This window comes from Ruminococcus sp. (assembly GCF_024684275.1).
In genome coordinates this window covers 25,274-38,048 of the sequence record NZ_JAIKXF010000095.1, presented here as the reverse complement: position 1 = coordinate 38,048, position 12,775 = coordinate 25,274, and the positions used below count along the sequence as shown (strand labels likewise).

Here is a 12,775-nt window from a genome sequence, read left to right as displayed (position 1 = left end):
AGTAGTTGGCTACATTAAGCTTCAGATCGCAGCAGGAAAGGCTACTCCTGCACCACCTGTTGGTCCGGCACTCGGTCAGCACGGTGTTAATATCATGGCATTCACAAAGGAATTCAACGAGAGAACAAAGAACGACATCGGTATGATAATCCCTGTTGTAATCACTGTTTACGCAGACCGTTCATTCTCGTTCATCACTAAGACTCCACCCGCAGCAGTCCTCATCAAGAAGGCTTGCAACATCAACAGCGGTTCAGGAGTACCTAACAAGACTAAGGTCGCAAACATCACTAAGGAGCAGATCAAGAAGATCGCTGAGACAAAGATGCAGGATCTCAACGCTGGTTCTATCGAAGCAGCTATGAGCATGATCGCTGGTACAGCTCGCTCAATGGGCGTTGTAGTTGTTGACTAATCAATTTAATGAATGATGAAGTGGGGGTATCCCCGTTCAGAGTTCTATTGGTGGGAGGAAAATTCCGCTAATCGGGTAAGCTATAAGCTTCTCGGTATTACCACTTAAATAGGAGGAAATATAATGAAACACGGCAAAAAATATGTTGACAGCGCTAAGGCTGTTGATTATGCTAAGCAGTATGATTCCACAGAGGCTCTCGACCTCGTTTGCAAGAACGCAAAGGCTAAGTTCGATGAGACTATAGAGGCTCACATCCGTCTCGGCGTTGACTCAAGACACGCTGACCAGCAGGTTAGAGGTGCTGTTGTACTTCCTAACGGTACTGGTAAGACAGTAAGAGTATGCGTATTCTGTAAGGAAGACAAGTACGAGGCTGCTCAGAGCGCTGGCGCAGAGTTCGTTGGCGGTCAGGATCTCGTTGACAAGATCATGAAGGAAAACTGGATGGACTTCGACGTAGTTGTTGCATCACCTGATATGATGGGACTCGTTGGACGTCTCGGTAAGGTTCTCGGACCTCGTGGTCTTATGCCAAACCCAAAGGCTGGTACAGTAACACCTGACGTTGCAAAGGCTGTTACAGAGGCTAAGGCTGGTAAGATCGAGTATCGTCTCGACAAGACAAATATCATTCACTGCCCAATTGGTAAGGCTTCATTCGGTGCTGCAAAGCTCGAGGAGAACTTCAACACACTTATGGAGGCTGTTGTTAAGGCAAAGCCTGCTGCTGCTAAGGGTACTTACCTCAAGAGCTGCACAGTTACTTCAACAATGGGCCCTGGTGTTCCGGTTGCTACAGCTAAGTACGGTGTTTGATAGATAATACAAATATTTAAGGCTTCACTTTATGTGAAGCCTTTTATTTTGCAGGGACGACCATTGAACGTCTGCGTAAACGTCATGTAGGGGCGGCGTTCCGCCGCCCGTTGATGAAACAATGCCCTACAATTAAAGGACGCCTTTTCTTACAAGGCGTCCCTAATTTGTGGGACGTCGGGGACGCCGTCCCCTACATTAAAACGTGGGACGATGCTGTATGATCGAGCGGCGAAACGCCGGCCCTACACATAAAACAAAAGGGACGCCTTGGCGTCCCTTAATTCTTAGTTCTTAGCTCTAAGCTCTAAGCTCTAAGTTCTATTATTCCTCTTCGCTTGAAAGTGCCTTTACGACCTTGTCAAAAACAGGGAAATCCTTATCATAGGTCTCCTGCATTTCCTTTTGGCTGGCGTTCATAACGTCCTTTGGCTTGCGCAGGGCAAAGAACATATCATCAGTGATAACATCTGGAGAAACGCCGATGTGCTCAGCAAATTTCGTATCCTTGATGTAGTAGAAATACCTGTTCACATGAGGATCATCGGGATAGATACTGCTGAGGTCAACTAAGCTGTCCTCGGGAATAAGCAGATCATCAGTGGTCTTTTTATTTCCGATCAGCATAACGGCGTCATCACTGTTAAGGTAGGTAGTAAGCTTTGTCGAAACGCCGTTGATATAGTTCTGATACTCATCATCGCCGTATGGTATATTGTAAACGCTAACAAGCACCTTTCCGTTGCCGTTAGAGTCCTCAGCGTACTCCTCAAAGTATTCTTCAATGAATGGAGAGTCGCCTACAAAATTATTGTCACAGAGCATGAGTACGATCATATCCGGATTCGGCTTTGACAGCAGGTCATATACCAGAAAACTGCCAAGTCCCAGTAAGAAAACACAAAGTACGAGCCACCATTTGTTATGGTAGAAGAAATTCGATATTTTCTTGCCGAATGACAGCTTTATTTCTTCTTCCTTTTCCTCATGGATAGTCTCGCTTTCCTCTACGATGCCTTGCTTCAGGCGCATGAGCTCGATCTTTTCATCGTGGAGCTTTTTCTCATAGGCTTCCTGTTTTTCCTTTTCACGCTGAGCATACTTCTCTGCGATCTCCTGTTCTTTTTTAGCCTGTTCTTCCTCCTGCTTTTTGCGGAGCTCCTTGTTCACCTTGAAAACGCTTTTGTCCATTACTATTTTGTCGTTCTGCTCAGAGGTGTTTTCAATGTTTTTTTCTTTTTCCTTCATAGCATATTCCTTATAATAAAGGGCGGCAATTGCCGCCCGTATGTGGTTTATCAGTTAAGGCTTTTAAGTGTTGGGAAGAGGAGTACGTCTCTGATAGAAGCACTGTTTGTAAGAAGCATTACCAGACGGTCGATACCATAGCCGATACCGCCCGTAGGAGGCATACCGATCTCCAGAGCATTGAGGAAGTCCTCATCTGTGCGGTTAGCTTCCTCGTCACCCTGACTGAGAGCTTCCTCCTGAGCCTTGAAGCGCTCACGCTGATCGATAGGATCGTTGAGCTCAGAGTAAGCGTTGCACATCTCTCTGCCTGTGATGAACAGCTCGAAACGCTCAACATAGTCGGGAGCATCGGGCTTCTTCTTGGTAAGAGGAGATATTTCTATCGGGTGATCCATAATGAATGTAGGCTGAATGAGGTGCTCCTCAACATAGGTCTCGAAGAACAGGTTGAGTATATCACCGCGCTTGTGGCGAGCCTCGTACTCAACGCCCTTTTCATCAGCGATCCTGCGAGCTTCCTCAAGAGTCTTTATCTCGTTGAAGTCAACCCCTGAGTACTTTTTGACAGCGTCTATCATGGTAAGGCGCTCGAAGGGCTTGCCCAGGTCTATCATGTGTTCGCCGTAAGGAACGCAGGTAGTACCGCAAACTTCCTGAGCAACGTGACGATACATATTCTCTGTAAGGTCCATCATGCCGTAGTAATCGGTATAAGCCTGATAGAGCTCCATAAGTGTGAACTCGGGGTTATGACGGGTGTCAACGCCCTCGTTGCGGAAAACTCTGCCTATTTCGTAGACTCTCTCCAGACCGCCGACAATAAGTCTCTTGAGGTAGAGCTCAAGGCTTATACGGAGCTTTACGTCCTCATCGAGAGCATTATAGTGTGTCTCGAAAGGTCTTGCAGCTGCGCCGCCTGCATTTGATACCAGCATAGGAGTCTCGACCTCCATGAAGCCCTGATCGTCAAGGTAGCGTCTGATAGATGAGATTATCTTAGAGCGCTTGATGAAGGTATCCTTTACCTCGGGATTGATAACGAGGTCAAGATAGCGCTGACGGTATCTTGTATCTGTGTCTTTAAGACCGTGCCACTTCTCAGGGAGAGGGAGGAGTGACTTTGTAAGGAGTGTGATATTCTTGGCGTGGATAGAGATCTCGCCCTTGCGGGTTCTGAATACATAGCCCTCAACGCCGATAATATCACCTATATCCCACTTCTTCTTGAATTCCTTGAAAAGGTCTGCGCCGACGTCGTTTGAACGTACATAGACCTGGATACGGTCAGACTTATCACGTACGTCGATGAAGTTTGCCTTACCCATATCTCTCCAGCTCATTATTCTTCCTGCGATACGGATAATATTCTCGTTAAGCTTTTCCAGCTCAGCAGTTTTTTTCTCCTCATCGTCGCCGCAGGCAGCAAGTATCTCAGCTTCCTTAGCCTCATACTCCTTTTTATAATCGGCAGCATGGCCTGTTACGTCGAACTTTGTGATTACGAAGGGATCATGTCCCAGCTCACGGAGGTCAGCCAGCTTATCGAGTCTGTCCTTCTTTAATACATTTATATCCTGTGCAGGCTCTTCCTCAGCCTGTACGGGTGAATTCACCTGATTTTCGCTCATTTTATGCGTCCTTTCGATTACTTTGAGATCTCTACGACCTCGAACTTCAGCTCGCCTGCGGGAGCTTCAACGATGAATATATCGCCGACTCTCTTTTTCATAGCAGCCTTGCCGATAGGAGACTCGTCCGAGATAAGTCCCTCGCGTACATTAGCGTGGTTTGTACCAACGATAGTGAATGTTTCTATCTTGCCTGTATCAACGCGCTTAATTGTTATTTTGGAGCTCATGCCTATTTCGTCAACAGAGATGCTCTCGTCGTCAACGATCTCAGCATTGTCGATAGTATACTGGAGTTCCTGAATGTGAGCCTCGAGGATAGCCTGTTCGTTTTTAGCCTCATCGTACTCAGCGTTCTCGGAGAGGTCTCCGTAGGAACGTGCAACTTTAAGTCTTTCAGCGACTTCCTTACGTTTATTGATCTTAAGGTCATCAAGTTCAGCGACGAGCTTGTCGTAGCTTTCTCTGGACATCTTCTTTGTAGCCATATCAATGCACTCCTTTATATTTGAAAATAAATAGCATTACATAATATTATACTATATTACGCTGAAAAAGTCAAGTGTGGATTAGAATTAAGAGCTAAGAGCTAAGAACTAAGTCTGTAGGGGCAGTAAATCAAAAGGGCGACTAATATCCGCCCCTACACACATTCCATGTACCCACCTACCCAACAACCCATGTACTACTAAAGCACTATACTTTATGAGTTTAAATCGTAATAGTTGGGTACATGGGTAGGTGGGGGTATCTTATGCCACATCTTGATCCTTATCGGCTCGGCAAATAAAAAGGACGACCAATGGTCGCCCCAAAAAATTATGCATTAATTAAGTATTTCTTGGCTTATAGTATCGACAGCCGCCTGAAGCTGCATATCAAAGCCCTCTGTCGTGCCTTTTTCAGCCGCTACATCAGGGACAAGTCCCACTCCGTCGTAGCACTCGGATACCGCAGTCCTGTATTTAGCCACGGTAAGAACTACCGCACCGTTGTTGTTGAACTCAGTAGTCTTCTGCATAACGCCCTTGCCGTAGGTCTTTTCGCCTACCAGCTTAGCACCGCCGAAATCACGGAGCGAAGCCGCAAAAAGCTCTGCTGCGCTTGCTGTGTTCTTATTGACGATGACCGCCATAGGAACATCGAGCCTTGTATCGTCGGAATAGATAAGTGTCTCGCTGTGACCGTCCTTATATTCCGCAGTAGCTATAACTCCCTCGGGAAGCAGGGGATCAAGACAATCCGAAAGCATATCCACCATGCCGCCGTTGTTGTCGCGTACGTCGAATATAAGCGCCTTAGCGCCGTTTGAGGTGAGTCTTTCGAGAGTGTCAACAAACTGCTGAGGAGTGTTCTTCTTGAAGTTGTTTATCTCGATATAGCCGATAGTCTCGTCCAGCATTTTGCCGCTGACAGTAGTTACCTCTATAGAGCGTCGTGTAAAGGTATAATCCCTGTCTATACCGCCTCTGCGTACGGTGAGCTTTATCTCAGAGCCCTCAATGCCTCGCATAGCCTCTACGGACTCGTCGAAGCCTGCCTCAAGAACGTCGATACCGTCGATAATTGTGATTATATCGCCCTCGCGGAGACCTGCCTCCTCAACAGGAGACTCGCTGTTGATACCTGCGATACGGATATAGCCGCTCTCGTCCTCGTCAAGGATAAGGCCGAGACCGATGAGCTGTCCCTCGTCCTCGCTCTGTTCCTCGAGGTACTCCTCCTCAGAGAGAAATTTTGAGTACTTATCGTCAAGTCCCGATATATAGCCTTTCAGTATACCGTCGCTGAGCTTGCTCTCGTCGATTTCGCCGAGGAAGTTTTCGCGGACATAGGAATCCAGACTTTGCAGTGAATTGTACTTCTTTGCCTTTTCGTTTACGTCAACCACCTTAGTGTTAAAGCTTTGCAGCGAGAAAAAGGAAGTCAGTATAAACGTTATCGCAGAAGCGATAGCGATAAGGCTCAGCGCCAGACCGAGACTGATTTTCTTATTCATATTATCATCGCTTTCTGACAAAAATTCGGGCAGTTGTCTGAACTGCCCTGAATTATCATTATTATATTTTTATGGACTAACGTAGCCCAGAGGATCAACTCTGCTGCCGTTCACACGCACTTCAAAATGGAGGTGAGGACCTGTTGACCAGCCTGTAGTGCCGATGTAGCCGATAACATCACCCTGATTTACATACTGACCTACAGAAACACAAGCTGAAGCAAGGTGTCCGTAAACTGTTGAGTATGTACCGTCGTGAGAGATTACAACATAGTTGCCATAGCCGCCGCCGCAGCCGCAGCTTCCGTTTTTAGCATAGTCATGAGTGCATGAGTTGCATACGGTGATGACAGTACCTGACTTTGCAGCGCAGGCTGCTCCGCCGTGGATACCGGCGTCACCTACGTCGATACCGCCGTGGAATGAGCCCCATCTCGGACCGTAGTAGCTGGAGATATAGCAGAATCCCGGGGCAGGCCATGCAAATCCCGAAGCAGAAGGAGCAGGGATATATGCAGGCTGCTGATATGTGGGAGAATATGTCTCACCGCTGCTCTGAGCAGCCTGCTGTGCAGCAGCAGCTCTCTCAGCGGCAAGTCTTGCCTGTTCAGCCTCGTATGCAGCCTGTGCAGCCGCAGCCTGACGGGCGATCTCAGCGGATATTTCTGCGTCGAATTCAGCGTTCATAGCTTCAAGCTCACGCTTCTTTTCCTCTGTCAGCTGTTCTTCCTTAGTGATACGGTCGATCTCAGCCTGAGTCTGCTGATATTTTTCATTGAGAACAGCGATCTCAGCGTCCTTTTCTTCCTTACGCTTCTGCTGCTCCTCAAGCTTCATTTTGTGAGCGAGCTTTTCGGTTTCAAGGTCCATTTTGGACTGTTCCATCTGGGCAATATCACCGAGAATGTCGTTTATGAGCTCCTCGTCATAGGAAGCGATACGGTTTACCATTTCAACTCTCGACATCATATCGTAGAAGCTTGATGTGCCGACTACGACTGTAGCGAGGTTGTCGTTTCCTGTGATATACATAGCGCAGAGGCGCTGCTTGAACAGCTCGATATTAGCGTCGATCTCATTCTGCTGGTCGATGATAGACTGATCGAGAGCATCGATATTGTTCTGGGCAGTTTCGATGTCTGCGTTGATATTTTCAAGTTCCTTGTTGAGAAGGTCGATGTTTTTGCTTATCACATCTATCTGTTCATTGAGCACAGACTGATACTGCTGTTCCTCAGCCTTGTTGCCTGCAAGGGCGTCAAGCTGGTTCTGGAGCTCGCTGATAGTTTCCTTGTTGGACTTGATCTCTTCCTGCATTTCTGCAATGGTCTTAGCGTATGCGTTGTTGGAGCTTTTCCCTGTATTTAAGGGAACGAAATTGATTAATGCTGCGGCTAATGCTGAGCTTGTCACAAAGGATATGACCTTCTTAAAAATATGTAGCTTTTCCATAATTAAGCTGCGTAACGGACAGTTGCTTGCTGTCCGAGAGCACACTCCTTTCATAGTAAGATTTCATATTGTCGGTTTTACTTTGAGCATATCAGACATCAATATGTTTTCTTGTACTTACCACACTTCCGAGAGCGCCTATAAGGGCACCGAAAACAAGGTAGCCGAGTATAACGAAGAGCCGTATCTTATCGAATGGGATAAGGCTGCTAACGCCGAAAGTATTCATCAGCATTCCCTGTTCCTTGATCATGTTGTAAGCCGAGCTGTATACAGCCCATGTTATGAAGTAAGCACCTGCGCCTGCGAAGAAGCCTGTTACCATACCCTCAACGAAGAAGGGGAGTCTGATAAAGGCGTTTGTAGCGCCGACATACTTCATTATCTGTATTTCCTCACGGCGGGCAAAAACGCTTGCCTTAGTGGTATTGGAAATGATTATCATTGAAACAACGGCAAGTGCTATGATAATAGCGCCTGCAATGAGAGAAACCACCTTTCTGAGCTCTCTCAGGAACTCAGCGACCTGCGGTGAAGCAGAAGCGCTCTGGATATTAGCCAGTGAGCTTATGCTGTTGGTAGTTTCGGTTATCTTATCGGTATTCTTGACAGTCACGCTGAAGCCGTCAGGCATAAAGCTTGCGTCATTGCCGATATATTCGTCGAATATCTTCTCAGCATTCGGAAGGCTTGCCTTCTGTCTTGCGAGAGCTTCCTCCTTGGATATGAACTCGACCTTGTCGATATTCGGGAGAGCCTTGATAGCCTCCTCAGCAGCGGAGTTCTGTTCCTCGGTAGTACCGACTTTCATGATGACGACTACCTCATTCTGACTTCCCAGACCTTTTATCATGGAATTGAGGTTGATATAGAACAGACCTGCTATTCCCACGAGAAGGAGAGATATGAGCAGAACGCAGAAGGTAGCGAATGCCATCATCTTATTTTTCCAGATATTTTCCACGCCCTGATCGGCGAGGTATCTTATACCGCTTAGTTTCATTCCGCACCCCCATCGGTTTTTTCAGTGAGTGCGGCGAGCAGCTCCTGCGGAGTAGGCTCGTCTGATTTCGGAATCGGAGCAATATCGACATCGATATTTTCCTTTACTGGCTTCATAAGCTCTTTTTCGGGCTTTTCAGCAGTATCCGGAATGCCGCCGATAGCTGATATTATATCATCAGCGGTCATATTTTCGATAGGGAGGTCGATAGCCTCCTCGGTATTGACCATATCTTCAGCTTCTGTATCCTCAGCAGCCTCGGCTTCGCTGATAGCGGCAGCCATAGCCTCGGGAGTTATCTCGCTGTCCATATCCGGGATAAGCTCGTCTCCCGTACCTGTGATGACCTCGTCGAAAACGATCTCACCCTCGGTAATGTTGATGATACGTCCGCCGAAGTGACGGACAAGATCGTGCTCATGGGTTACCATGAGTATAGTAGTACCCTGATCGTTAATGCCCTTGAGCAGCTCGACTATCTCATAGGAGAGCTCGGGATCGATATTACCCGTAGGCTCGTCGGCGATTATGAGCTGAGGATCGTTTACCAGCGCACGGGCAATAGCCACACGCTGCTTTTCGCCGCCTGACAGCTCATCAGGGTAAGAGTTTGTTTTAGCGTGGAGTCCTACAAGACTTATAACATATGGGACTCTCTTGCGTATGTACTTGATAGGGGCGTCGATAACTCTGAGAACGAATGCGATGTTCTCATATACGGTCATTGACGGTATCAAGCGGAAGTCCTGAAATACAAAGCCGAGGGTACGGCGGAATTCAGGTATCTTGCGTTTTTTTAGCTTATTAAGGTTATATCCGTTTACGGTAACGACACCGCTTGTAGCGTCTATTTCCTTTAAAAGCAGCTTTATCATAGTACTTTTTCCCGCACCTGATGAACCTACAACGAAAGCGAAATCGCCGTCGTTTATCTTCAGACTGACGTTGTTCAAAGCGTCAACGCCGCTGGAGTAGGTCACGGATACGTTTTTAAGTTCTACCAATGGGTTACACCTACCTTAATCTGTAAGGGCGGAGAGCCGCCCTAAAAAAGTTCTCATATACCCCTTTGAGAAATAATCAGAACTTTACAGGATTAGCAGACAGGTACTTCTTTACCATGAGAGCGATCTTGAATATGATAGCGTGATCGAACTCGCGGAGGTCAAGACCTGTGAGCTTCTTGATCTTTTCGAGTCTGTAAACAAGAGTATTTCTGTGTACGAAGAGCTTTCTTGATGTTTCGGATACATTCAGGTTGTTCTCGAAGAACTTCTGGATCGTAAAGAGTGTTTCGTGGTCGAGAGATTCGATGCTTCCCACCTTGAATACCTCGTGGAGGAATGTCTCACAGAGAGTTGTGGGGAGGTGGTAGATAAGACGTGCGATACCGAGGTTATCGTAGCTTACGATTACCTTGTCTGTATCGAATACCTTGCCGACCTCAAGAGCCATCTGAGCCTCCTTGAATGAACGGGCGAGGTCCTTTACGCCGACAACGGCTGTACCGATACCAACGTTTACTCTTGTATAGAACTCACTGCTGAGAGTATCAGCGATAGAGCGGGCAAGCTTTTCGAGGTCCTTTGAGTCAACAGCGCTCTTGAGCTCCTTGACGAGAACGATATCGGTCTCAGTGATATTGAATACGAAGTCCTTGTTCTTGTCAGGGAAGAGGTTCTGAATAACATCATATGCAGAGATGTCGTTAGCTGAGATTATTCTGATAAGGAATACAGCGCGGCTTATCTCGGCATTGAAGTGGAGCTCTCTTGCCTTGATAACGATGTCTCCGGGGAGAACATTGTCGAGGATAACGTTCTTGATGAAGTTGTTTCTGTCATACTTCTCATCATAGTACTGCTTGATATTTGAAAGTGCGATAGCAAGGATACTTGCATATTTAGCAGCAGCGTCGTCTACGCCTTCAACGAAGACAGCATAGTCGGGCTTTACTCTTGAACCGAAAGGCTTGTATGTGAAGCCGTCGCGGATAAAGATATCGTGTGAATCGCTGAGGTCAAGAGATACGAATTCATTAGTTGTACCCACGCGAGTGAGGTCGCTGCAGGCAATGATCGTAGCTGTTTCGTCAACAACACCGATAGTAGCGTCGATAGAATCGCGCATCTGATGAACTAAACCCTGAAATAATCTGTTGGACATGATTTACATCCTTTCTCTTAATAAGATCTTATTTTGAGCGGACCTTCAAGGAGAGTCGGGGCGCGTTGTGCTCCTCAACATATTACAAATTGTAACACATTTTTGGTCTGAATTTGTTAACAAACTGTTAACTCTCGTCTGAAGGCTCACAAACATGACTTAACGATATGTTGATTTTTGTAAAAAATTGCCAAAGACAATATTTTCTTTGTAACCAAGCTGTAATTTTTACGGCTTGAATTGTAATTGTTACATCTTCTCGGGACAGGTGATATTGAGTATCTCCAGAGTGTTTTTCAGTACCTGACGCACTGCGGCACTGAGGAGGATACGAGCGTCCCTGAGCTGTTCTGTTTCAGCGTTCTTTACGCTGCATCCGTCATAGAAGCGGTGGAACAGAGTTGCCAGATCAATAGTATACTTGGTGATCTTTGCAGGATCATAGGTCTTAGCCGCAAGGTCGATCTCCTTCGGAAGTGAAGCCAGATGACGGATAAGCTCAATCTCACGTGGATCAGAAAGAAGGTCAAGGTCTGCGGAAGCAGGGATATTGATGCCTTCGTCTGCAAGGGCCCTGAGCATACTGCAAATTCTTGCGTGTGCGTACTGCACGTAGTATACGGGGTTCTGTGAGGTCTTTTCGATAGCCAGACCGAGGTCGAACTCAAACTGTGAATTTGCCTCGCGGAGGTTAAAGAAGAATCTTGCAGCATCTATTGGTATCTCGTCAAGGAGAGTTACCAGTGTGATAGCCTTTCCGCTTCTCTTTGAGAGCTTTACGGTCTCGCCGTTGCGGACAAGTCTTACCATCTGCATGAGAACTACATCAAGCTTGGTCTCATCAACACCGAGAGCGTTGAGAGCGGCCTTGAGTCTCGGAACATAGCCGTGGTGGTCAGCGCCGAGAACATTGATAGCCTTGTTGAAATTACGTGTTACCAGCTTGTTGTAGTGGTAGGCAATATCGGGGACGATATATGTGTAAAGACCGTTGCTTCTTCTGAGAACGAAATCCTTGTCCATGCCGTATTCTGTAGCCTTGAACCATATAGCGCCGTCCTGCTCATAGGCTTTTCCTGCCTCCATGAGCTTGTCAACTACCAGCTTTGTCTCGTTCTTTTCGTGAACTGTGCTCTCTCTGAACCAGTTGTCGTAAACGATACGGTATTTTTTCAGGTCACGTTCAAGACCTGCTATATTAATAGGAAGCGCGTAATCAACAAGAGCCTTTCTGCGCTTCTCCTCGGAAACGCTTTCCATAGCCTTGCCGTTTATGTCGTAGAAGTTCTTTGCGTGTTCGATGATGTCTGTACCGAGGTAAACGTCCTCAGGCATCTCGAACTCTCCGCCTTCGCCGCTGCCTTCATAGATAACAGAGCAGAGCTTATCGGCGTCGTCCTTGTACTGAGCCATGAGCTCCTGTCCCTTTGGTGAGCAGAGCTGTAAGTATCTGAGCTCCAGAGACTTGCCGAATTTCTCTATCTGGTTTCCTGCGTCATTTACGTAGAACTCACGCTCTGCGTGATAGCCTGCCCACTGGAGAACGCTTGCGAGACAGTCTCCGATAGCGCCGCCTCTTGCATTTCCTATATGCATAGGACCTGTGGGGTTTGCGGAAACGAACTCAACAAGCACCCTCTTGCCCTTGCCAAGCTCTGTTTTGCCGTAGCTGTCGCCCTCGTCAAGAACGTTTCTTACAACGTCCGAGAACCAGCTCCTGCCGAGGAAAAAGTTGAGGAATCCCGGACCTGCGACCTCTGCCTTCTCGAAGATAGTGCCTTCAAGGCTGAGCTTTTCGCAGATGAGCTCTGCTATCTTTCTCGGAGGCATTTTAAGAGCCTTTGCGCATACCATAGCGGTATTTGCTGCGAAATCGCCGTGTGATTTATCCGCAGGTATCTCGATGTTGAAGCTTGGCAGCGGAGTGGCTGGGATAGCTTCCTCGGATACAAGAACTCCGAGAGCGTCCATGATTATTTCACGGAGACGCAGGGAGGCGGAATTGATAAGGTCTGACATTATATCTATCCTTTCTTTCGGGC

General features: G+C 47.1%; 11 protein-coding genes. 2 read left to right on the top strand and 9 right to left on the bottom strand.

The window, feature by feature from the left end:
- Nucleotides 1-13: 13 nt before the first annotated feature.
- The gene (gene rplK, locus K5677_RS10825) at nt 14-415 is read left to right on the top strand and encodes a 50S ribosomal protein L11 (protein WP_296727835.1); all 402 of its coding nucleotides are present in this window, start codon (nt 14-16) and stop codon (nt 413-415) included.
- Nucleotides 416-538: 123 nt separating this feature from the next.
- Nucleotides 539-1,234 (top strand): 50S ribosomal protein L1, encoded by a 696-nt coding sequence (gene rplA, locus K5677_RS10820; protein ID WP_296727832.1) that lies wholly within the window; start codon nt 539-541, stop codon nt 1,232-1,234.
- 324 nt (nt 1,235-1,558) lie between these two features.
- On the opposite strand, the gene K5677_RS10815 is transcribed toward rplA, so the two are convergent.
- The 9 genes from K5677_RS10815 to argS all read right to left on the bottom strand — a co-directional run bounded on the left by K5677_RS10815 (nt 1,559) and on the right by argS (nt 12,752).
- Entirely contained in the window at nt 1,559-2,482 is a 924-nt protein-coding gene (locus K5677_RS10815; protein WP_296727830.1) for a hypothetical protein, read from the bottom strand.
- Between the two features lie 50 nt (nt 2,483-2,532).
- Nucleotides 2,533-4,113: a lysine--tRNA ligase gene (gene lysS, locus K5677_RS10810; RefSeq protein WP_366849319.1), complete on the bottom strand. Its 1,581-nt coding sequence runs from the start codon at nt 4,111-4,113 to the stop codon at nt 2,533-2,535.
- A gap of 17 nt (nt 4,114-4,130) precedes the next feature.
- A complete protein-coding gene (gene greA / locus K5677_RS10805) occupies nt 4,131-4,601 on the bottom strand; it encodes a transcription elongation factor GreA (protein WP_028516222.1) in 471 nt (156 codons plus the stop codon).
- Nucleotides 4,602-4,939: 338 nt separating this feature from the next.
- Entirely contained in the window at nt 4,940-6,112 is a 1,173-nt protein-coding gene (locus K5677_RS10800; RefSeq protein ID WP_296727826.1) for a S41 family peptidase, read from the bottom strand.
- Between the two features lie 69 nt (nt 6,113-6,181).
- Nucleotides 6,182-7,564, bottom strand: coding sequence for a murein hydrolase activator EnvC (locus K5677_RS10795; RefSeq protein ID WP_296727824.1), 1,383 nt, complete (start codon nt 7,562-7,564; stop codon nt 6,182-6,184).
- 91 nt (nt 7,565-7,655) lie between these two features.
- Complete coding sequence (gene ftsX, locus K5677_RS10790; RefSeq protein WP_296727821.1) at nt 7,656-8,567, bottom strand: permease-like cell division protein FtsX; 912 nt, start codon at nt 8,565-8,567, stop codon at nt 7,656-7,658.
- Nucleotides 8,564-9,571, bottom strand: coding sequence for a cell division ATP-binding protein FtsE (ftsE, locus tag K5677_RS10785; protein WP_366849316.1), 1,008 nt, complete (start codon nt 9,569-9,571; stop codon nt 8,564-8,566). The genes ftsX and ftsE overlap by 4 nt, the downstream gene beginning before the upstream one ends.
- A gap of 76 nt (nt 9,572-9,647) precedes the next feature.
- Complete coding sequence (locus K5677_RS10780) at nt 9,648-10,733, bottom strand: helix-turn-helix domain-containing protein (protein WP_019680782.1); 1,086 nt, start codon at nt 10,731-10,733, stop codon at nt 9,648-9,650.
- Between the two features lie 249 nt (nt 10,734-10,982).
- Nucleotides 10,983-12,752 carry an arginine--tRNA ligase gene (gene argS, locus K5677_RS10775; RefSeq protein ID WP_296727819.1) on the bottom strand — a complete coding sequence of 590 codons (1,770 nt, stop codon included), beginning with the start codon at nt 12,750-12,752 and terminating at the stop codon, nt 10,983-10,985.
- Nucleotides 12,753-12,775 lie beyond the last annotated feature (23 nt).

Bases quoted from the DNA above. Each gene is read 5' to 3' on its own strand.
- rplA (WP_296727832.1), top strand. From the start codon at position 539: ATGAAACACGGCAAAAAATATGTTGACAGCGCTAAGGCTGTTGATTAT.
- K5677_RS10815 (WP_296727830.1), bottom strand. From the start codon at position 2,482: ATGAAGGAAAAAGAAAAAAACATTGAAAACACCTCTGAGCAGAACGAC.
- lysS (WP_366849319.1), bottom strand. From the start codon at position 4,113: ATGAGCGAAAATCAGGTGAATTCACCCGTACAGGCTGAGGAAGAGCCT.
- greA (WP_028516222.1), bottom strand. From the start codon at position 4,601: ATGGCTACAAAGAAGATGTCCAGAGAAAGCTACGACAAGCTCGTCGCT.
- K5677_RS10800 (WP_296727826.1), bottom strand. From the start codon at position 6,112: ATGAATAAGAAAATCAGTCTCGGTCTGGCGCTGAGCCTTATCGCTATC.
- K5677_RS10795 (WP_296727824.1), bottom strand. From the start codon at position 7,564: ATGGAAAAGCTACATATTTTTAAGAAGGTCATATCCTTTGTGACAAGC.
- ftsX (WP_296727821.1), bottom strand. From the start codon at position 8,567: ATGAAACTAAGCGGTATAAGATACCTCGCCGATCAGGGCGTGGAAAAT.
- K5677_RS10780 (WP_019680782.1), bottom strand. From the start codon at position 10,733: ATGTCCAACAGATTATTTCAGGGTTTAGTTCATCAGATGCGCGATTCT.
- argS (WP_296727819.1), bottom strand. From the start codon at position 12,752: ATGTCAGACCTTATCAATTCCGCCTCCCTGCGTCTCCGTGAAATAATC.